Source organism: Streptomyces sp. NPDC005805, assembly GCF_040630445.1.
Classification (GTDB): domain Bacteria; phylum Actinomycetota; class Actinomycetes; order Streptomycetales; family Streptomycetaceae; genus Streptomyces.
In genome coordinates this window covers 97,969-118,452 of the sequence record NZ_JBEXXN010000012.1, presented here as the reverse complement: position 1 = coordinate 118,452, position 20,484 = coordinate 97,969, and the positions used below count along the sequence as shown (strand labels likewise).

The following is a 20,484-nucleotide window of genomic DNA, read 5'->3' as shown; positions in this document are numbered from 1 at the left end:
CCGCCGACCGGCCCGGCGAGGCGGGTGCCCCTGCGGGGCGGGGTCGCGCGGGGCCCGGGCCCGGCGTTCCGCGTCCCGCCCTGCGCACCCCGGTCCCGCCCTGCGCACCCCGCCCTGCGCCCCGCCCTCGTCCCGTCCGCGTCCCCGTCAGGCGTCGGTCCGGGCCGCGAACGCCTCGTACGCGGCCTCGTCGAAGAGCACGAACCGGACCTCCGCCACGTCCGTGTCCGCCTCCCGGACCGTGGTCACGGCGATCCGCGCCGCGTCGTCCATCGGCCAGCCGTAGATCCCGGCGGAGATCGCCGGGAACGCGACCGTCCGCGCGCCGAGTTCGTCGGCGACGCGCAGGGACTCGCGGTAGCAGGAGGCCAGCAGCTCGGAGCGGTCCTCGGAGGCGGAGTGGACCGGGCCGACCGTGTGGATGACATGGCCGGCCCTCAGCCGGCCCGCCGTCGTGGCGACGGCCCGCCCCGTCGGCAGCCCCTTGCCGTAGTGCCCGGCCCGCAGCTCCCGGCAGGCGGCCAGGATCTCCGGGCCGCCTCTGCGGTGGATGGCGCCGTCGACCCCGCCGCCGCCCAGCAGGGAGGAGTTGGCCGCGTTGACGACGGCGTCGGCGTCCTGGTCGGTGATGTCGCCCCGCACCAGGGTGATCGTCGGTGTGCTCATCCCTCCATCATGCGCGCCGCAACGCGCCCGGGGCGCGCGCCGCCCTGCCCACCGTCCCGCCCGTCGTCACCGCCCTTGCGTACGCAGGGCGCGCCACACCGCCTTCGCCGCGTGGTGGCCGGACATGCCGTGCACGCCGGGGCCGGGCGGGGTGGCGGAGGAGCAGAGGAACACCGCCGGGTGGGCCGTCGCGTACGGGACGCGGGCGAGGCGCGGCCGCAGCACGGTCTGCAGCCCGGCGAAGGCCCCGCAGGCGATGTCGCCGCCCACGTAGTTGGCGTTCCGCGCGGCGAGCTGCGGCGGTCCGGCGACGGCACGGGCCAGCACCAGATCCCGGAACCCGGGTGCGAAGCGCTCGATCTGACGCTCGATCACCTCCGTGGCGTCCCCCTCCCAGCCGGCCGGCACATGCCCGTACGCCCACAGGACGTGCTTGCCCTCGGGGGCGCGCGTCGGGTCGATCAGGCTGGGCTGGGCGGTGATCAGGAACGGCACGCTCGGGTCGCGGCCCTCGACGGCGGCGCGCAGGGCGGCGTCGATCTCGCCGGCCGTGGGGCCGATGTGCACGGTGCCGGCGGCCCGGGCCTCCTTCGCCGTCCACGGCACCGGTCCGGACAGGGCGTAGTCGACCTTGAACGCGGCGGCCCCGTACCGGTAGCGCCAGTACGCCTGGCCGAGACCGGCGATCCGGGCGAGGGCGGTGGGCGAGGTGTCGAAGACGTACGCCCGGGCCGGCGGCAGCTCGTCCAGCCGCCGCACCTCGACGCCGGTGTGGATCGTGCCGCCCAGCTCGCGGACGTACCCGGCCAGCGCGTCGGAGATCGCCTGCGAACCGCCGCGCGGCACGGGCCAGCCGACCTCGTGCGCGGCGAGGGCGAACATCAGCGCGATGCCGCCCGTGGCGACGCCGCTGGTGGGCGCGATGGCGTGGGCGGCCAGCCCGGCGAGGAGCGCCCGGCCCTTCTCGCCCCGGAAGCGGCGCGCCAGCCAGGACGCGGGCCGGATCGCGTCCAGCCCGAAGCGGGCGAAGCGGTACGGGTCGCGGGGCAGTCCGTCCCACGGGGTGCGCAGGAAGTCGGCGGCGAGGGTGTCCCAGTGGCCCGCGTACGGCGCGAGGAGCCGGCGGTACGCGCCCGCGTCGGCGGCGCCGAGGGACATCGCCGTCTCGCCGATGGAGCGGGCGAGGACGGCGGCGGTGCCGTTCGGGAAGGGGTGCGCGAGGGGCAGTTCGGGGTGGATCCACTCCAGGCCGTGCTGGGCGAGCGGCATCCGCGCGAAGGCCGGGGAGCCGATGCCGAGCGGGTGGACGGCGGAGCAGGGGTCGTGGCGGAAGCCGGGGAGGGTCAGCTCCTCGGTCCGCGCGCCGCCGCCGACCGTGTCCAGCGCCTCGAACACGGCGACGGAGAAGCCCCGGCGGGCCAGTTCGGCCGCGGCCGTCAGGCCGTTGGGGCCCGCCCCCACGACGACGGCATCGAGCATCGACGGCACCTTCGGACTCCTTTGTCAGCCGACGGCCAGGACCACCCAGGATATTCGGCACCACCGACAGCCCGGCCCCGGGTACGGCGCGGGCCCGGGGCGCGTCAGGCCAGGAGGGACCGGACGCGGCGCGCCGTCGCCTCGTCGCGGGCGGCGGTGAACGGCAGCGTGTTCCCGCCCGCGACGCGGAACGGCGTGCCCGCCACCGTCACCTGGCAGCCGCCCGCCTCGGTGACGAGCAGCAGCCCGGCCGCGTGGTCCCAGGCGTACTCCCAGCTGAACGCCGTCGCGTCCAGCTCACCGCGCGCCACGCGCAGGTACTCCAGACCGGCCGAGCCGCACGGCCGGGTCTCGACGCCGTCCGTCGCGAGGCCGAGCAGCAGGCGCTTCTCCTCGGGCGAGGAGAAGTCGGGGTGCGACATCGCGATCCGCAGCGGCGCGCCCGGCTCCGGTGAACCGGCATGCAGGGGCGCCCCGTTCAGCCGCGCGCCCTCGCCACGCACGGCGACGGCCATCTCGTCGGCGACGGGCGCGTACGTCCAGGAGGCGAGGAGTTCGCCGTGGTGCGCGAGCGCGACGAGGGTGCAGAAGCCGTCGTCACCGCGCACGAACTCCCGGGTGCCGTCGACCGGATCGACGATCCACACGGGCGCCTCCCCGCGCAGCGCGTCGTACACGGCGGGGTCCGCGTGGACGGACTCCTCCCCCACGACCACCGACCCGGGCAGCAGCGCGGTCAGCGACGCGGTCAGATGCTTCTCGGCGAGCCGGTCCGCGTCGGTCACCAGATCGTGCGGCCCGCGCTTCTCCACGACCTCGTGCGACGCCAGCCGCCGGAACCGCGGCATGACCTCGGCCTCGACCGCGGCCCGCACGGCCTCCTCGACAGCGCCAGCTCCCCCGCCCACAAATCCATCGATCATGCCCCCACCCAACCACGCCCCACCGACACCCCGGCAGTCCCCCCGCCAACGGCGGGTGTGGGGCGGGTGACGGGTGGGGGGCGGGGCGGGGCCCCGCGCGGGCGGGGAGCATGTCGGCCCCGCCGAGGCCGCGAAGGTCTGTGGAGGACCATCCCCGCGCGAGCGGGGAACACACGCGGAAGAGGTTCATCTGCCGCTGGTAGCGGAGACCACCCCCGCGCGAGCGGGGAGCAGACGTGGTGTCCGTACGGCGGCTGCACCGAGCAGGGCCCCGGCAGCCACTCCTCAGCAGCCCCGTCGCATCATCGCTGCTCGGTGCGGCCCGAGACCAGGGGCCACGTCCTGCCGTACCGGGGCCGCCGGCACCCGGGGGTGCCGTCCGGGTGCCGGTAGTCGTCGGGCCGGGCCCCGCTCGCGGAGCCGAGCCGCTCCACCACCACCGCTTCCCCGACGATCGGCTGATCGCAGCGCACGCAGTACCTGGTCCCGGCGCTAGCCATCGGTCCCCACCGCCTGCCCGCCTCGGCCGGTCGGGGCGGCGCGCAGGAACGCCGTCACGACCTCCCGGTAGCCGGTATGGCCCGTCCGACCGGAGTGCTCCAACGCGGCCAGGTCCGGAACCTCCTGGCGCGGGCTGGTCTCCGACTGCCACGAGCACGTCGTGCACTCGATGTGGCGGATCGGCGGGGACGCGCCCTCTTCCCGGTCCGGCCCGAGCGTCCACACGGCGAGCCGGAGAACCGCGCGGCTCACCGCCCCGCCTCCGGCTCCGGCTCCGGCTCCAGAACGCGGTACAGCAGGGGCACGCCGCGCCGTTGCGCGCAGGCGGTGTGTGCGTAGATCGAGTAGCCGTTGCCGTTGGATACGGCGCGCACGCGGATGCAGACGTCCGCGCCGGGCCGCGGGCAGTACGCGCACTCGCGTTCTTGGGTCCGAGCCATCGGGCACCCCTCCGCTCAGTGATCGATTGGTCACTCACTGACGCTAGGGCGGGGTGCCCGACAGCAGGCGCACAGATTGTGCGCCCTCGTTCAGGCGGCCAGGATGCCGAGTTGGACGGCGAGCGCGGACGCCCGGCGCCGCCGGGACGGCGACTTCGCCTCGGCCTCCTCCAGCACGATCCGCTTCGCGTAGCCGTTGTACTTGATCGTCTCGGGAGCTGCGGCGTGCGCCTTCGCGAGGGTGGCCAGCGCGGCATCCGGCTGCCCGTCCAGGTGGTAGGCCCGCGCCTCCTCGATCCGGTGGCGGGCCCGGCGCGGCCGGGAAGGAATCGTGTCCGCGTCCGCGAGGCCGGCCTGGCGCACGGACTCCCCGCCCGCGTGCAACTCGACCGCGACGGTGACCGCGTGCGCACCCATGATGCCGCGCGAGAAGCTGGTGACCGGGTGGAAGTAGTCCGCCGGCAGACGGTCGGCGAGTTCGCGCGCCCGGTCCCAGTGCCGCCACGCCGTCCCGGTCTCACCGCGGCGAGCAGCGGTGTACGCGGCCTCGAAGGTGAGGGCGCCGGTGATGGCAAGGATCTTGTCCGGCGCGTCAGGGAGCATCGGCGTGAGGTAGCGCAGCACGTCGTTGGTGACCGTGTCCGCCGCGTCGAAGTGGCCGGGGCCGGAGTCGCGGTGCGCTTGGGCAGCGAGCCACGCGGCGACGCCGATGGTGTGCGGGTCGGCCGAGTCCTGCGCGGCGACCATGCCGCGCTCGACAACTCGCCAGAGAAGCGACACGTCGCCCTGGTACGCGATGAAGAACTGGGCGAGCGAGTAGACCTCGGACAGGGCGGCTTGCGTGGCACGGCGGTCCGCCGGTGTCTCGGCCTGCACGGCCGCACGCCGGGCGTCCTGGATCAGCCCGGGCAGGAGGGCGCCGATCCGCTCGCGGTGGTCGGGTGCGGAGTGCCGGGCGGACCAGGCGGCCGCGAGGCGCGCGGCAAGGTGCTCGGCGGGTGGCGCCTCCTCCGTGTCGGCGAGCGACCAGGTGTCGATCGCGGCCTTCACGGGGCCGAGCCGGGGGTGCCGCGGTCCAGCGAACAGGCCGACGGGCGGGGAACTCTGATCGCCGGTCAGTTCGCCGAGGTCCCGCACCCGCAGGGCCTCGGCGAGCCGGAGCACGGTATCCAGGCGGGGCACCTTGAGCCGTCCCTCTTCAAGTGCGCGAACCCACGACCCGGACCGGCCCACCAGGCCGCCGAGTTGGTCGCGGGTGTGCCCGCGGCGGGTGCGCAAAATCTTCAGCCTCTGCCCGAACGCCAACTGGTCGGCGTACGGATCCGGGGTAGCATCGACGGACACGGCCTCGCCCCTCTCCTGCACAGCTTCGACACTGTCAGGGTAGGCGGCGGGGCCACTTTGTGTGCCGCCTACGTCACACCGGGACGGTGCCCCGCCCCGCCGCCGAGTCGAGGCCAGGCAGGTCGTGCAGGGCACCGTCGCCAGGCTCTGTCCCCTGTCGCCGGGGGAGCGCGACGGCCCGACGAGGGGCTGTCCTCGCTCGCGGGACCATCCCCGCGCGGGCGGGGAGCACCTGCGGGATTTCGTGGTGCGGGATCTCTTGGATGGACCATCCCCGCGCGGGCGGGGAGCACCGCACGGGGGTACGACACCTCACACACAGTTAGGGACCATCCCCGCGCGGGCGGGGAGCACGTCGGGGGCGTAGAGGCTGCGGCCGCCGGGGTAGGACCATCCCCGCGCGGGCGGGGAGCACACTCGGTGACCTGCGGGGCTGTCACGTGGGAAGCCTGGTTCCGCGCACTTTCACGGAACCCGGCGCAACAGACACACGCAACCCAAGTGACGAACGAACAGAAGCCCGCGCCTCATGAGGACTTATAGGAGCGTCGGCCGTCAGCCTACCCACAGCCACATCCACCCCCGTGCCCCCGCACCAAGAAGCACGACGTCACCGTCCCCGCCACGGCTAGAGTGCCGGTGCGCAGCACGACAACGAGGGGGACCCGGTGGCCGAGGTCAGTATCAAGCTGGACGCCGAGCTGGTGGTGGAGGTGATGGTCCTCGCCGGGATCAATTCGCCGCAGGACGCGGTCGAGGCCGTGGTGCGGGACTACATCGCGCGCGGGCACCGGACCGAGGCGCGGACCGAGCTCAAGGACGGGCGGCCGCGGGAGCGGGATGTCCGGCCCCAGGAGCCGCAGGGCTGAGAGAACGGCGCTCAGGTGCCGTCCGCCGAGAAGTGCTGGTAGTCCGGGGGTGACCAGTGGCCGCCCCACTCCCAGCCCGCGTCCTCGATCGCGCGGGTGACCGCGTCGCCGTCCGTGAGCATGCCCGGGGTGGGCGGATCGCGGTCCAGGGCGGCTTCCGCGTCCGGGGGGTGGACCTCGCCGGAGCGGTCCACGTACGGGTTCTCGCGCGGGTTGATGTCGACCGCGTCGCCGTAGGAGTGGCGCGAGAGGTGCCGGTCGTCACCCGTCACTCGGCGGCAGTTGAACGCGGAGGTGTTGTCGGCCGCCATGGCCCGCGCGTCGCTGCCCCCGTACTCCGCCATCGTCTCCATCCGCCGGATCGGGAAGCGGTCGTCGAAGGCCGCGCCGAAGATGCGCAGCACCGGGCGGACGGCGTCCTCGTGGACGACGAGGTCGCCGCGGTGGACGCGGCCGTCGAAGCCCCAGTGGTTCATCCGGATCAGCCGCAGGTCCTCGGGCGGGACGGGGCAGCCCGGGCGGTGGCTGGCGCCCAGGTCGGCGCGGGTGACGCCGCTGACGGTGGGCGAGAGGGCCGGAGCCGCGGCGGCGGGACGGGGCACCGTCCCGAGGACGAGGCCCAGTGCCAGGCCCAGGACGGGTGCGGCGACGGCGGCCCGCCGTACGGTCCTCACCCGTTCAGCGTAAGGAGCGGCCTCCGGGGCCGCATCAGCAGACGCCGGGGCCGGGCGGCTCGGCCCCCGTCCCCATCGCGCCCCGCGCGAGCAGCAGCAGCGCGTCGACCAGGTCCTCGGCCGGGCCGCCGGTGGCCAGGCGGCGGAGCTGGAGGCCCATGACGAGGGCGACGGTGGCGCCCGCGTGCCGTTCGGCATCCGGGACGCCGAGGCCGGTGAGTATCTGGGCGGCGAGCCGGTCGTACGCGGCGAACGCCTCCGACGCGGCCTCGCGCAGCCGCTCGTCCCGGCCCGCCTGCACGTACAGCTCGAACGGCGCGATGTGCTCGCTGTCGAAGCCGATGCCGCCGGCGACCTCGCCCGCGAGGGCCGCCGCGCCCGCGAGGTCCACGTCGCCCGCGCGGCGGTGGGCATCGGCGAGTTCGGTGAAGCGGCGGGTCTCGTCGCGCACGAAGTGGAGCAGCGCCTCGCGGAGCAGCTCGTGCTGGGTGGCGAAGTGGTACGTGACCGAGCCGAGGGAGACGCCCGCCTCCGCCGCGATCCGCCGGTTGGTCACCGCCGCGACGCCGTCGCTGCCGATGATCCGCAGCACGGCCCCGATGATGCGCTGCCGGGTGGGCGCCGAACGCCCGGACAGGGCAGGCGCGACGGGCACGGTGGGCGAGGCGGGCACAGGGCCGGTGGGCCCGGAACGCCCGGGCACGGGCCGGTCGGTGGCGGAGGGGCCGACGGTGGACATGACCGTCATTCTCCCACCGGCGTGCTCCCCTCCACGACCGGCCCGGACAGGGCGGCCGCCTCCGCCCCCGGCGGACGCCGCTCGTACCACCGCAGTTCCGCCTCCAGTTGGGCCGCCAGCGAGATCAGCCGCTCCTCCGCGCCCTGCGGGCCCAGGAGTTGGGCGCCCACCGGCAGGCCGTCCGAGGTGAGTCCGGCGGGGACGCCGACGCCCGGCCAGCCCAGCACGTTCCACGGCCACGCGTACGGGCAGGCGGCGGCGATGCCGATGTCCGTACGCCCCGAGGACAGCCCGTCGAACGCGCCGATCCGCGGCGGCGGCGCGGCCGTCGTCGGCGTCAGCAGGACGTCGTAGCGGTCGAAGAAGCCGCCGAGGCGGCGGTGCTGGGCGGACTCGCGGGCGCGGGCGGCGCGGACGATCCGGCCGCCGAGGCGGTGTCCGGACCGGGCGGCGGCCCGGGTGCGGGGGTCGAGCAGGGACGGGTCGGGGTGGCGGTCGGCGTACTGGGCGATGCCGTTCGCCGCCCGGGGGAGGAAGCTCAGCCCGATGAGCCCGTACCGGGGGCGGGCCTCCTCGACCTCGTGGCCGAGGCGCGCCAGGGTCTCGGCGAGGGCGGTGACCGCGCGGCGGACCTCGGGGTGCGGGCGGGCCCCGGTCAGGGTGAGCGGCGGGAGCGGCGCGAGGGCGATCCGCAGCCGCCCCGGCTCCCGGCGGGCCGCGGCGGACGCGTCGACGGGCGCGGGCCGGAACCGCTCGCGGGGGTGCGCGCCGGCCGCCGCGTCCAGGAGGAGGGCCGCGTCGGCGACCGTCCGGGCGAGCGGCCCGTTCACGGTCAGGCCCTGGAAGCAGTCGTCGTACGGGTGGACGGAGACCCGCCCGCGCTGCGGCTTGATGCCGACGAGGTGGGTCCAGGCGGCGGGGATGCGGATGGAGCCCGCGCCGTCGGAGCCGAGCGCGGCGGGCACGAGACCGGCGGCGACGGCGGCGGCCGAACCGCCCGAGGAGCCGCCGGGGGTGTGGGCGGGGGACCACGGGTTGCGGGTCGCGCCGAAGGCCGGGCCCTCGGTGAACGGCCACTGGCCCAGTTCGCAGGAGTTGGTCTTGCCGACGATCACGGCCCCGGCGGCGCGCAGCCGGCGGACGGCCTCCCCGTCCTCGGCGGCGGGCGGGATCTCGCCCGCGCAGCCGAAGTACGTGGGGACGCCGGCCACGTCGGTGTCGTCCTTGACCGCGATCGGGACGCCGAGCAGCGGCAGCCGCTCCCCCGCGGCGAGCCGCCGGTCGGCCTCGCGCGCCTCGGCGAGGGCGGCTTCCCCGCGTACGGTCCGGAAGGCGTTGAGGGTGCCCTGGGTCGCCTCGATCCGGGCGAGGGCGCCGGCCACCAGTTCCTCGGACGTGGACGCGCCGGATGTGAGCGCCCTGATGTGCTCGGCCAGCCCGCCGGCCGGAGCTCCGGCACCGGTTGCGTCTGTGGACACGAAGCCCCGCCTCCTCCTTGTTCGTTCGAACGAACAGAACTGGAGAGTAACCAGCGGTACGGGGCCGGGGCAACCGTCCACGCGGGCCGAATCCCCGCGCGGACGGGCTCAGTTGACGGGACCACTCCAAGGGATCAGTCGAGGGGTGACGGGATCAGTCCAAGGGATCAGTCGACGGGCGCTCCGCGCCGGTCGGCACCGCTCAGGCGCATCAGCGCCAGATACAGCAGCAGCGAGGTCGCGAGCCCCACCGCCCAGCCGTAGTCGGCCAGCGGCTTCAGCAGCGGGATCAGCCCGTCCTCGGGGAACGGGCCCTTGCCCGGGGCGGAGTGGGAGCCGCCGACCGCGAGGACACCGCCGACCAGGAAGGCGGTCACGGCGTGCGGGTTCCAGCCGCCCGCGTACCAGTAGGGCCCGCCGGGGGCGTAGAGGGCGGGGAGGTCGAGGACCGTGCGCCGGACCAGCCAGTAGTCGGCGATCAGGATGCCGGCGACGGTGCCGAGCAGACCGCCGACCAGCCCGAGCCAGGTGAAGATGTACAGCTCCGGCGTGGCGGTGAGCTTCCACGGCATGATGACCACGCCGACGACCCCGGTGATCAGCGCCCCGGTCCGGAAGCTGATGAACTTGGGCGCCAGGTTGGCGAGGTCGTACGCGGGTGAGACGACGTTCGCCGCGATGTTCACGGAGATGGTGGCGACGAGCACGGTGACCAGCGCGAACAGCAGGCCGAAGACGTTGTCCGTCTTGGCGGCCAGTTCGACCGGGTCCCAGATGGCCGCGCCGTAGACGGCCTGGGAGCCGGAGGTGACGAACACCGACAGCAGGGCGAAGAGGGTCATCGTGGTCGGCAGGCCGAGGGTCTGGCCCCACACCTGGGCGCGCTGGCCCGCGCCGAAGCGGGTGAAGTCCGGGATGTTCAGGGAGAGGGTGGCCCAGAAGGCGATCATGCCCATGAGGGACGGGAAGAAGACCGGCCAGAAGTCGGCGCCCCAGCCCAGTTCGGACGGCTGGTCCAGCAGCGGCCCGAAGCCGCCCGCCTTGACCGCGATCCACCCCAGCAGCGCGAAGGCGCCGACGAGGACGAAGGGCGCCGCCCAGTTCTCGAACCGGCGCAGGGCCTCCATCCCCCGGTAGATGATGGCCAGTTCGAGGGCCCAGAAGAGGAGGAAGCAGAGCCACAGGGTCCACGGCTGGCCGCCGATCCGGGACGCCTCCGTCCAGCCGCCGAAGATCTTGCCGAGGAGGACGAAGATGCCCTGCCCGCCGATCCAGGTCTGGATGCCGAACCAGGCGCAGGCGACGGCGGCCCGGATCATCGCGGGCAGGTTGGCGCCGCGCAGCCCGAAGGAGGCGCGGGCCAGGACCGGGAACGGGATGCCGTACTTGGGGCCGGCGTGGCCGGTGAGCAGCATCGGCGCGAGGACGATGACGTTCGCCAGGGCGATGGTGAACACCGCCTGCTTCCAGTCCATCCCGAGGGCGACGAGACCGGAGGCGAGCAGCCAGGAGGGGATGTTGTGCGCCATCCCGACCCAGAGGGCGGCGAAGTTGTAGGTGGTCCAGCGGCGGGCGGCGACCGGCACGGGCAGCAGGTCGTCGTTGACGAAGCGGTTGTCGACGGGGAGGGCACCCGGCGGGAGCTCGACGCGTCCCGCCGGGTCGGCTATCGGTTCCTCGGAGGGCGCGGGCGGGACGGTCGCGGTCATGGGGCCTGCCTGTGAGGAGGGGACCGGTGAGGAGGGGGGCCTGTGCGGGCGGCCTGTGCGGAGAGTGGCGGGGCGCGGGTCAGGAGAACGCGGGGATGATCTCCGCGCCGTACGCGTCGATCGTCGCCTCCTTCGCGTCGTGCATGTCGTACACGGCGAACTGGTCCACGCCCAGCTCCCGCAGGGCCGTCAGCTTCTCGATGTGGGCCGCCGGCGGGCCGAGGAGGCAGAAGCGGTCGACGATCTCGTCCGGGACGAAGTCGGTGGACGGGTTCCCGGCGCGGCCGTGGTGGCTGTAGTCGTAGCCGTGCCGCTCCTTGATGTACGCGGTCAGCGCCTCGGGGACCATCGCGGAGTGCTCGCCGTACCGCGAGACCAGGTCGGCGACGTGGTTGCCGACCATCCCGCCGAACCAGCGGCACTGCTCCCGCGCGTGGGCGAGGACCGCGTCCGAGGCGTCCTCGGTCACATAGGCGGGGGCGGCGACGCAGATGGTGACGGCGGCGGGGTCGCGGCCCGCGTCGGCGGCGGCCTGCCGGACGGCCTTGACCATCCACTCGGTGAGGAAGGGGTCGGCGAGCTGGAGGATGAAGCCGTCCGCCTTCTCCCCGGCGAGGGCGAGGGCCTTGGGCCCGTACGCGGCCATCCAGACCGGCAGCTTCCCGTCGCGCACCCAGGGCAGGCGCAGCAGCTGCCCGTCGACCTCGGCCTCCCGGCCCTCGGCGAGGTCGCGGATGACGCCGATCGCCTCGCCGAGCCGGGCGAGGGTGTTGGGTTTGCGCCCGGCGACGCGCATGGCGGAGTCGCCGCGTCCGATGCCGCAGACCGTGCGGTTGCCGTACATCTCGTTGAGGGTGGCGAAGGTGGAGGCGGTCACCTCCCAGGTGCGGGTGCCCGGGTTGGTGACCATCGGCCCGACCACGAGCCCGGTGGTGTGCTCCAGGATGCGGCTGTAGATGACGAACGGCTCCTGCCACAGCACGGCGGAGTCGAAGGTCCAGCCGTAGCGGAAGCCGTTGCGCTCCGCGCGCCGCATCAGCCCGACGACCTCGGAGGCCGGCGGGTCCGTCTGCAGGACGAGTCCGAAGTCCACGCGGTGTCCCTTCAGTTCAGGCCACTGGGGCCGGTGTGGGTCAGCCCAGGTACTGGCAGGTGGAGCGGGGGGTGTAGACACCGTGCCCGGCGCGGCCGGTGTAGGTGCGCCGGTCGATGACGACCTCGCCGCGTGAGAGGACCGTCTCCACCTGGCCGGTGACCTTGCGGCCCTCGTAGGCCGAGTAGTCGACGTTCATGTGGTGGGTCTCGGCGGAGAGGATCTGCTCGGCGTGCGGGTCGTAGATCACCACGTCGGCGTCCGAACCGGGGGCGAGGGTGCCCTTCTTCGGGTAGAGGCCGAACATCCGGGCCGGGGTGGCGCAGGCGATCTCGATCCAGCGGCGGCGGGAGATGTGCCCGTCGACCACGGCCTGGTGGAGGAGGTCCATCCGGTTCTCCACACCGGGCAGACCGTTGGGGATCTTCGAGAAGTCGCCCCGGCCGAGGTCCTTCTGCCCGGTGAAGCAGAAGGGGCAGTGGTCGGTGGAGACCACCTGGAGGTCGTTGGTGCGCAGGCCCCGCCACAGGGCGGCCTGGTGCTTCCGGGGCCGCAGCGGGGTGGAGCAGACGTACTTGGCGCCCTCGAAGTCCGGCTCGGCGAGGTTGTCGGTGGAGAGGAACAGGTACTGGGGGCAGGTCTCGCCGAAGACGGGCAGCCCCTTGTCGCGGGCGGCGGCGAGTTCGGCGACGGCCTCCTCGGCGGAGACGTGCACCACGTACAGCGGGGCCCCGGCGACCCGGGCGAGCTGGATGGCGCGGTGGGTGGCCTCGGCCTCCAGCAGGACCTTGCGGACCTCGCCGTGGTAGCGGGGGTCGGTCTCGCCCCGGGCGAGGGCCTGTTCGACGAGGACGTCGATGGCGATGCCGTTCTCCGCGTGCATCATGATCAGGCCGCCGTTGCCGGCGGAGCGCTGCATGGCGCGCAGGATCTGCCCGTCGTCGCTGTAGAAGACGCCCGGGTAGGCCATGAACAGCTTGAAGCTGGTGACGCCCTCCTCGACCAGGCGGTCCAGCTCCTTGAGCGAGGACTCGTTGACGTCGGCGAGGATCATGTGGAACGCGTAGTCGATGGCGCACTTGCCGTCGGCCTTGGCGTACCAGGCGTCCAGGCCCTCGCGCAGGGAGCGGCCGACGGACTGGACGGCGAAGTCCACGATGGTGGTGGTGCCGCCCCAGGCGGCGGCCCGGGTCCCGGTCTCGAAGGTGTCGGAGGCGAAGGTGCCGCCGAACGGCAGTTCCATGTGGGTGTGCGCGTCGACGCCGCCCGGGATGACGTACTTGCCGGTGGCGTCGATGGTGCGGTCGGCGGTCCAGGACTCGGCGGCGGCGGTGCCGTGGGCGGCGAGCGCGGCGATCCGGCCGTCGTCGATCAGGACGTCGGCGTGGATCTCGTCGGCGGCGGTGACGACGAGACCGCCGCGGATCAGGGTGCGGGTGCTCATGGTCGGTCCCTCACAGGTCCCTCACGTACGGTCGGGTTCTCCGGTCGGTCACAGGCCGCGCAGGGCGCGTTCGAGGACGCCGGCGCCCTCCTCGGCCTCGGCGACGGTCAGGGTGAGCGGCGGGGCGATGCGCAGCACGCTGGTGCTGTGGCCGCCGCCCTTGCCGATGAGCAGCCCGGCCTCCCGGGTCGCCTCCAGGACCTGGGCGGCCGCCTTGGGGTCGGCCTCGTCGGTGCCGGGGCGGACCAGTTCGATGCCGATCATCAGGCCCCGGCCGCGGACCTCGCGGACGGCCGCGACCCCGGCGCCCACCGCGCGCAGCCGCTCCAGCAGCAGCCCGCCGACGCGCCGTGCGTTGCCCTGGAGGTCGTGCTCCAGGACGTAGCCGAGGTTGGCGAGGGAGGCGGCCATGGTGACGGGCGAACCGCCGAAGGTGGAGATGGAGTTGGCGTCCAGGCAGTTCATCACCTCGGCGCGGGCGACGACTCCGCCGACGGACATGCCGTTGCCGATGCCCTTGGCGAAGGTGAGGATGTCCGGCGGGCCGTTCTCGGCGTGTGCCTGCCAGCCCCAGAAGTGGTCGCCGGTGCGGCCCCAGCCGGTCTGCACCTCGTCGGAGATCCACAGCACCCCGTGCCGGTCCAGGACTTCGCGGAAGGCGGCGAACAGGCCGTCCGGCGGGGAGGTGAAGCCGCCGACGCCCTGCACGGGTTCGGCGATCAGCGCGGCGGGCGCGCGGGTGTGGCCGAGCAGGTCCTCCAGGTCGGCGACGCAGGCGGCGGTGAACTCGGCGTCGGACAGGTGCGCGTAGGGGCCGCGGGTGCGGACGCCGCCGTGCACGTACAGGGTCTGGAGCGGGGAGAGGCCGGTCGGGGACCAGGCGCTGTTGCCGGTGATCGAGACGGTGGAGAAGGAGCGCCCGTGGTAGCTGTTGCGCATCGCCAGGATCTGGTGGGAGCGGCGGTACGCGGTGGCCAGCAGCAGGGCGGTGTCGTTGGCCTCGGTGCCGGAGGTGGTGAAGAAGACGCGGGCGTCGGGGATGCCGGAGAGGGCGGCGATCCGCTCGGCGAGTTCGACCATGGGGCGGTCGAGGTAGAGGGTCGAGGAGTGGATGATCCGCCCGGCCTGCTCGGCGACCGCCTTGGTGACTTCGGGGAGGGCGTGGGCGGTCATCGTGGTGAGGATGCCGCCGAAGAAGTCCAGGTAGCGGTTGCCGTCCGCGTCCCAGACATGGCGGCCCTCGCCGTGGGTGAGCTCGATCGGGCGGTCGTAGTAGAGGGCGAGCCAGTCGGGCAGCACGGCCCGGTGGCGGCTGTGGAGGTCGCTCACGGCCGCACCAGCCCCTCGTAGGCGTCGGGGCGGCGGTCCCGGTAGAAGGCCCACTGCTGGCGGACGGTGTCGATGAGGTCGAAGTCCAGGTCGCGGACGAGGAGTTCCTCCGCCTTGTCGCTGGCCGGCTCCCCGACGAACTGGCCGCGCGGGTCCACGAAGTAGCTGGTGCCGTAGAAGTCGTTGTCGCCGTACTCCTCGATGCCGACGCGGTTGATGGCGGCGACGAAGTACTCGTTGGCGACGGCGGCGGCGGGCTGCTCCAGCTGCCAGAGGTAGGAGGAGAGGCCGCGGTGGGTGGCGGAGGGGTTGTAGACCAACTGCGCTCCGCCGAGGCCGAGTTGGCGCCAGCCCTCGGGGAAGTGCCGGTCGTAGCAGATGTAGACGCCGACCTTGCCGACGGCGGTGTCGAAGACCGGCCAGCCGGCGTTGCCCGGGCGGAAGTAGTACTTCTCCCAGAAGCCCTTGACCTGCGGGATGTGGTGCTTGCGGTACTTGCCGAGGTAGCTGCCGTCGGCGTCGATCACGGCGGCGGTGTTGTAGTAGAAGCCGGCGCCCTCGATCTCGAAGACGGGGACCACGATCACCATGCCGGTCTCGCGGGCGAGGTCCTGCATCCGGCGGACGGTGGGCCCGTCCGGGACGGGCTCGGCCCAGCGGTAGTGCTCCGGTTCCTGCACCTGGCAGAAGTACGGGGCGTTGAAGACCTCCTGGAACCCGATCACCTTGGCGCCCTGCCGGGCCGCCTCGCGGGCGTGCTCCTCATGCTTGGCGATCATGGATTCGGTGTCGCCGGTCCAGGTCGCCTGGACGAGGGCGGCGCGTACGACTTGGGCCATGAGCTGCTCCTTCGACGGGACGCCAGAGAGCCTCTACGCACGTAGACGCGATACGCAGATGGAGAACGTAAGCCACGTCACACAGCGGGGCAAGACCATCGTCGTCAACCCGCGGAGTCGATCATGTTTCGCACCCGAGCGGTCGATTTCGGAAGGGTTTCGGGGCGGGACCGGGCGCGGGGGCGGGGCGACGGGGGTGCCGGAGGGGGCCGCCCGGGGCACGGGGCGGCCGGTCGGGTGCGGGTCGCCCGGGTGCGGGCGGGGCGGCCGCGGCCGGTCAGGTGCCGAGGTGACCGGCGACGCGCAGGGCGTGCACCAGGTCGCGTTCCCGGGACGCGGAGACCTCGCGGGCCGCGTCCAGCAGCCGGGGCACCAGCCGCCCGGGGTCCCGTGCGCCGAGCCGGGCCGCGTCCTCCGCGCTGCGGGCGCGGACGTACGCGCCGAGCAGGGCGGCGGCGCGGGACGGGCGGCCGTCGTCGTCCAGGGCGAGGACGGCGTCGGCGATCTCCTCCGCCGGGCGCACCACGCCCTGGTGCAGCAGCTGCCGGGCGTCCTCGGCGCGGCCCGAGGCGTCGAGCAGCTCCGCCGCCGCGGCGAGCCGGGTCGCGGGCTGCGAGGCGACCTCCCAGAGCAGGGTGGACCGGTCGGCGGCGAGCCCGGCGCGGTCCAGCTCGTCCGCGAGCGGCGGCAGCCAGTCCGCGGGGCGGGCGGCGGCCTCGCAGAGCACCACATGCGCCTCACCGCTGAGCCCGGCGGACCGCAGGCTGCGCAGCGCGGCGACGGTCTCCCGGGCGGCCCGCAGCGCGACGTCCGGCGGCTCGGGGCTGGGCGGGGCCTCGACGGGCCCGGCCGCGGCACCGCCGTAGCGCGCGCCCCGGGGCACGTCCCCGGCCTCCGGCACCGGCAGCACGGGCACGCCCAGCACGCCGTCCGCCGCACCCCCGTCGTCCTCCACCCCGGCGAACCGGGCCCCACCACGGCGGCGCCGCTTCTTCGGGGCCGGGGGCGGGGTGGTGTCCGCGACCGCCTTCGCGGTGGGGTCGGGGTGGCCCCCGGCGGTGGGGGACGCGTGGCTCCGCCCGAAGGCGTCCTGCGGCCGGCCGCGCCCGGGGGCGTCCCGTGCGGGGTCGCCACCGGAGACGTCCGGTGCGTAGCCGTACCCGGAGCCGTCCGACGCGTGGCCGCGCGCGGGGTCGGCCGGTGCGGGGTGGCCTGCTCCTCCGGAGCGCGCGTCTCCCGGCATGGCCGGGCCTGCCGGGTCTCCGGTCCAGGCGCCGCCGCCGGGCCGTCCGGCCTGGTCGGACGCCGACGCGGAGCGGGGTTCGTCCCCGGACCGGGCAGGGTACCCCGGGTCCCCGGTCCAGGCGCCGCCGCCGGGGCCGGGCGCGGGCGCGGGGCGGGTGGGGTACCCCGTGGGGGCAACTGGTGAACCGGCGGCGTCCTCCCCCGCCCGGACCCGGTACGGGTCCGGCGCGGCGCCACCCGGCGCGGTGCGCGGGACACGGTGGTCCGGGGCCGGCCCGGGCGGGGCGTCGGTGGCCGGGTCCGGTGGGGTCCAACCGGGCGCGGGCCAGGGGTCGGGGGGCGGGAGCGCGGCCAGGCGGGCGGTGAGTTCCGTGACGCGGGCCATCGCCCGTGCGTGGTCGTCGCGGGTCCAGGCGAGTTCGTTGGTCAGGCGGTCGGCCTCGGGGCCGCGCGGCGGGACCGCCGCGAGGAGGCGCAGGAGTTCCTCCGCGCGCGACTTCGCGTGGATCTCCTCGCGGAGCATCAGTTCCAGCCGCTCCTGGAGGGCGTCCCGGCCGCCCGGCAGCCGGTCGTGCGCGGCGGCGGCCGCCGAGTGCAGGGAGCGGGCACGGGCGGCCTCCCGCTCGGTCCAGACCCCGCCCGCCACCGCCGCGAGGTCGTGGAGCAGGGACTCGACGACGTCCCACGGCGGCACCTCGACGCCGTCGAGACAGGCGCGCATCCCGTCCGGGTCCCGTCTCAGGAAGATCGCGTACCAGCCGTCCGCACGGTCGATCCGGCCGGTCAGTTCCGCGAGGTATCGCGCGAAAACCCCGGTCTCGACCGGGAGTTGCTGCACCGTCATCGCCACCCTGCCAGTTGGGGAGGTTCAACCGGAAGGCATTCGACCGCAGTTGTGTTACGGCGCTGCTACGCACGGTTTTCGGGAGCCGACCGGGGGCGCGCGGCCGGGAAGGTGACCGGAACCCGCCCGTGGAGCCGGAACCCCCCCTCAGAAGGTGACCGCGATCCCCGTGTGCGGGCGCTTCCCCAGCCGGGCGATCGTCGCGGGCCAGTCGACCAGCCAGAACTGCCAGGTGTACTTGCGCGCCAGCAGCTTGCGCACCGCCCGCGTGCCGGCCTCGTCGAGCAGCCGGGCCGTCCCCTCCGCGCTCGGGGCGCCGTCCTCGATCCGGCCCTTGACGTCGCACACGGTGATCTTCACGCGGGGGTCGTTGCGCAGGCGCTTGACCTTCCAGGAGTCGGACCGCGTCCACACGAACAGTTCGCCGCCGTCGACGGCGAACCACACGGGCGTGGCGACCGGCGTCCCGTTCTTGCGGTAGGTGGTGACACTGACGTACCGGGCGCGGGCGAAGGTGTCTGCACTCATACCGGCGGAGACTACGCGCCGCCGGACCGCGCCGCTCAGGCGGCCGGGGCCGCGACGGGCGCCGGTACGGACACCGGCGGGGCGGCGCAGCGCACCAGCACCTCGTCCAGGGAGAGACCCAGGGCGCCGGTGAGGGCGGCGACGGTGAAGAAGGCGGGGGTCGGGGCCCGGCCGGTCTCGATCTTGCGCAGGGTCTCGGCGGAGATCCCGGCCGCCGCGGCGACCTCGGCCATGCTCCGGCCGCCGCGCGCCTCCCGCAGCAGCCGGCCCAGCCGCTCGCCGCGTTCGCGCTCTTCGGGGGTGAGAGGGGTGCGCACCATGCCGTTATTCTAATCCCGCCCCGACCGGTATTTGAATACCGATCCGACCGGTATAGTAATTGGCATGGTGGAGATCAAGACAGACGCGTCCATGGACGCGATGCGGGAAGCGGGCCGGGTCGTGGCCCAGGCACTGACGGCCGTCCGGGAGGCCGCGACCGTGGGCACGAGCCTGCGCGAACTGGACCGGACCGCCCGCACGGTCCTCGACAAGGCGGGCGCAGGCTCCCCCTTCCTCGGCTACCACCCGGACTGGGCCCCGGTCCCCTTTCCGGGCGTCCTCTGCGTGTCCGTCAACGACGCGATCGTGCACGGCATCCCGGACGGTCGGCGCCTCGCCGACGGGGACCTGGTCAGCGTCGACTGCGGCGCCCTGCTGGACGGCTGGGCCGGGGACGCGGCCCTGAGCTTCACGGTCGGTCGCGCCCGCCCCGCCGACACCCGCCTCGTCCGCACCGCCGAGGCCGCCCTCGCGGCGGGCATCGAGGCGGCCGTCGTCGGCAACCGCGTCGGCGACATCGCCCACGCGATCGGCCGCGTCTGCCGGGACGCGGGGTACGGCATCCCGGACGGCTTCGGCGGCCACGGGATCGGCCGCCGGATGCACGAGGACCCGGGCGTCCCGAACGAGGGCCCACCCGGACGGGGCATGCGCCTGCGGCACGGCATGGTGCTCGCGATCGAGCCGATGGTGCTGGCGGGCGGCAAGGACGACTGGTGGACGGCGGGCGACGGCTGGACCATGCGCACCGGCGACGGCAGCCGGGCCGCGCACGCGGAGCACACGGTCGCGGTCACGGACGACGGGCCGCGGATCCTGACGCTGCTCTGACGGCCCGCGGCCCGCGGCCCTTGCGTCCCGGTCTCAGGACGGGTCGTCCACCGCGCCGACCAGCTTCCGGGCGAGGTCCTCGCCGAGGGACTCGGCGGCGGAGCGGCTCTCGATCGGGGTGGCCCGGGTGCCGGGGAAGAGGATGTACGTGACGTCCTCGGCAGTGCCCCCGCGGGTGGGGTGCGGGTCGATGCCGAGGGCCTCGGCCGCGGCGTACGAGGCCTCGCCGATGACGTCGGCCGGGCCGCTGTCGCCCACGACCCCGTACACGACCCGGTCCTTGTGGACCATGGCGGCGACGGTGCCGCCCCGGATGCCGGAGGCCCAGTAGTTCCACCGGTCGCTCGCGACGGGGACGACGACGAACGGCAGCTCCTCGGCGTTCAGATAGCGCCCGTCGGACTGCTGGAAGGCGGTCATGGGCTGGAAGTACGGGTCGGTGCGCCGGTTGCACTTGGCCGTCTCGCGGCCGTCGCAGTCGACGTCCAGGTCGGCGGTCCAGTGCACGATCCCGTCCCGGCCGCAGACGGGGACGTCGGCGGGGGCGGTGCGGTCGGTGCGGTACTTGCCCTGGGAGATCTGCGTGCAGCGGCCGAGGGCGGCACGCAGGGCGTCGGCGGTGACGGCCGCGCGGGGGGCCGCCGCGGGGTCGTCGGCGGCGTCGGTGACGGTCTCGGCTTCCGGCTCGGGCTCCGGCTCGGGCTCGGGGACCGGGGCCGGTTCGGGGGGCCCGGTGCCGGCGTCGGGCCCGGGCTCCGGGAGGGGGTCGGTGGTCCCGGCGGCCGGCTCGGCCTCCGGGAGGGGGTCGGACAGGGGGCCCGGCTCCTCGCCCGACAGGGCCGCGAACGCGGCGGCCCGTTCGGCGAGGGGGCCGCCGGGCGGGGGCGCCACGGCGGGCTGGGCGGCGGCGGGCAGGGCCAGAGCGCCGAGGAGCACGGAACCGGCGGTGGCGGCCAGGACGGTGTATCGCTTGCGCACAGGGGAGCCTTTCTGTCGGGGGGCTCCTTACCCGTGCGCGCCGCGACCGGCTCCGTCCCGGCCGCCGGACGGGCGACCCGTCGCGGGTCCCCGCGAGCGACCCCCCGCCGGGCCGGCGGCCGCCGCCCCACACCCCGCCACCTGCCGCGACACGGCGGGCACCGGCCCTCCCCACCGGGCCGGGGCGCCCACCCCCACGATCCCCCGTAC

Annotated in this window: 20 protein-coding genes and 1 CRISPR repeat array; of the genes, 2 read left to right on the top strand and 18 right to left on the bottom strand. The window is 74.8% G+C overall.

Annotated elements, in window-relative coordinates:
* Positions 1–147: 147 nt before the first annotated feature.
* From ABZ457_RS09820 to ABZ457_RS09795, 6 genes are all read right to left on the bottom strand, one after another.
* Positions 148–666, bottom strand: a complete 519-nt coding sequence (locus ABZ457_RS09820; RefSeq protein ID WP_359155830.1) for an O-acetyl-ADP-ribose deacetylase — start codon at positions 664–666, stop codon at positions 148–150.
* 66 nt (positions 667–732) lie between these two features.
* Positions 733–2,154 (bottom strand): NAD(P)/FAD-dependent oxidoreductase, encoded by a 1,422-nt coding sequence (locus tag ABZ457_RS09815; protein ID WP_359155828.1) that lies wholly within the window; start codon positions 2,152–2,154, stop codon positions 733–735.
* A gap of 95 nt (positions 2,155–2,249) precedes the next feature.
* Positions 2,250–3,068, bottom strand: a complete 819-nt coding sequence (locus tag ABZ457_RS09810) for an inositol monophosphatase family protein (protein ID WP_359155826.1) — start codon at positions 3,066–3,068, stop codon at positions 2,250–2,252.
* Between the two features lie 302 nt (positions 3,069–3,370).
* A complete protein-coding gene (locus ABZ457_RS09805) occupies positions 3,371–3,568 on the bottom strand; it encodes a hypothetical protein (protein WP_359155824.1) in 198 nt (65 codons plus the stop codon).
* A gap of 249 nt (positions 3,569–3,817) precedes the next feature.
* Positions 3,818–4,009, bottom strand: a complete 192-nt coding sequence (locus tag ABZ457_RS09800) for a hypothetical protein (protein ID WP_359155822.1) — start codon at positions 4,007–4,009, stop codon at positions 3,818–3,820.
* 90 nt (positions 4,010–4,099) lie between these two features.
* Positions 4,100–5,353 (bottom strand): helix-turn-helix transcriptional regulator, encoded by a 1,254-nt coding sequence (locus ABZ457_RS09795; protein WP_359155820.1) that lies wholly within the window; start codon positions 5,351–5,353, stop codon positions 4,100–4,102.
* 204 nt (positions 5,354–5,557) lie between these two features.
* A CRISPR array of direct repeats spans positions 5,558–5,768; the repeat unit is 28 nt; unit sequence GGACCATCCCCGCGCGGGCGGGGAGCAC.
* A 253-nt stretch (positions 5,769–6,021) separates the two neighbouring features.
* Here ABZ457_RS09795 and ABZ457_RS09790 point away from each other — a divergent pair.
* Positions 6,022–6,222: a DUF2191 domain-containing protein gene (locus ABZ457_RS09790; RefSeq protein ID WP_359155818.1), complete on the top strand. Its 201-nt coding sequence runs from the start codon at positions 6,022–6,024 to the stop codon at positions 6,220–6,222.
* Between the two features lie 11 nt (positions 6,223–6,233).
* On the opposite strand, the gene ABZ457_RS09785 is transcribed toward ABZ457_RS09790, so the two are convergent.
* The 11 genes from ABZ457_RS09785 to ABZ457_RS09735 all read right to left on the bottom strand — a co-directional run bounded on the left by ABZ457_RS09785 (position 6,234) and on the right by ABZ457_RS09735 (position 18,464).
* Positions 6,234–6,896: a M15 family metallopeptidase gene (locus ABZ457_RS09785; protein ID WP_359155816.1), complete on the bottom strand. Its 663-nt coding sequence runs from the start codon at positions 6,894–6,896 to the stop codon at positions 6,234–6,236.
* A 34-nt stretch (positions 6,897–6,930) separates the two neighbouring features.
* On the bottom strand, positions 6,931–7,635 hold the full coding sequence (locus tag ABZ457_RS09780; protein ID WP_359155814.1) for a TetR family transcriptional regulator: 705 nt from the start codon (positions 7,633–7,635) through the stop codon (positions 6,931–6,933).
* A 5-nt stretch (positions 7,636–7,640) separates the two neighbouring features.
* Complete coding sequence (locus ABZ457_RS09775; protein ID WP_359155812.1) at positions 7,641–9,113, bottom strand: amidase; 1,473 nt, start codon at positions 9,111–9,113, stop codon at positions 7,641–7,643.
* A 167-nt stretch (positions 9,114–9,280) separates the two neighbouring features.
* On the bottom strand, positions 9,281–10,822 hold the full coding sequence (locus ABZ457_RS09770; protein ID WP_359155810.1) for an NCS1 family nucleobase:cation symporter-1: 1,542 nt from the start codon (positions 10,820–10,822) through the stop codon (positions 9,281–9,283).
* 79 nt (positions 10,823–10,901) lie between these two features.
* Positions 10,902–11,915 (bottom strand): TIGR03842 family LLM class F420-dependent oxidoreductase, encoded by a 1,014-nt coding sequence (locus ABZ457_RS09765; protein WP_359155808.1) that lies wholly within the window; start codon positions 11,913–11,915, stop codon positions 10,902–10,904.
* A 40-nt stretch (positions 11,916–11,955) separates the two neighbouring features.
* Entirely contained in the window at positions 11,956–13,359 is a 1,404-nt protein-coding gene (gene hydA, locus ABZ457_RS09760; RefSeq protein WP_359155805.1) for a dihydropyrimidinase, read from the bottom strand.
* A gap of 48 nt (positions 13,360–13,407) precedes the next feature.
* Complete coding sequence (locus tag ABZ457_RS09755; protein WP_359155803.1) at positions 13,408–14,688, bottom strand: aspartate aminotransferase family protein; 1,281 nt, start codon at positions 14,686–14,688, stop codon at positions 13,408–13,410.
* On the bottom strand, positions 14,685–15,527 hold the full coding sequence (locus tag ABZ457_RS09750; RefSeq protein ID WP_359155801.1) for a nitrilase-related carbon-nitrogen hydrolase: 843 nt from the start codon (positions 15,525–15,527) through the stop codon (positions 14,685–14,687). The genes ABZ457_RS09755 and ABZ457_RS09750 overlap by 4 nt, the downstream gene beginning before the upstream one ends.
* A 277-nt stretch (positions 15,528–15,804) precedes the next feature.
* A complete protein-coding gene (locus ABZ457_RS09745; RefSeq protein WP_359155799.1) occupies positions 15,805–17,616 on the bottom strand; it encodes a hypothetical protein in 1,812 nt (603 codons plus the stop codon).
* 147 nt (positions 17,617–17,763) lie between these two features.
* Positions 17,764–18,144, bottom strand: a complete 381-nt coding sequence (locus ABZ457_RS09740) for a PPOX class F420-dependent oxidoreductase (protein WP_359155797.1) — start codon at positions 18,142–18,144, stop codon at positions 17,764–17,766.
* Positions 18,145–18,179: 35 nt separating this feature from the next.
* A complete protein-coding gene (locus tag ABZ457_RS09735; protein ID WP_359155795.1) occupies positions 18,180–18,464 on the bottom strand; it encodes a helix-turn-helix transcriptional regulator in 285 nt (94 codons plus the stop codon).
* Positions 18,465–18,528: 64 nt separating this feature from the next.
* On the opposite strand from ABZ457_RS09735, the gene map reads away from it, so the two are divergent.
* Positions 18,529–19,296, top strand: a complete 768-nt coding sequence (gene map / locus ABZ457_RS09730) for a type I methionyl aminopeptidase (protein ID WP_359155793.1) — start codon at positions 18,529–18,531, stop codon at positions 19,294–19,296.
* 33 nt (positions 19,297–19,329) lie between these two features.
* Here the strand turns inward: map and ABZ457_RS09725 are convergent, their stop codons facing one another.
* Positions 19,330–20,274, bottom strand: coding sequence for a glycoside hydrolase family 75 protein (locus tag ABZ457_RS09725; protein ID WP_359155791.1), 945 nt, complete (start codon positions 20,272–20,274; stop codon positions 19,330–19,332).
* Positions 20,275–20,484: the final 210 nt, after the last annotated feature.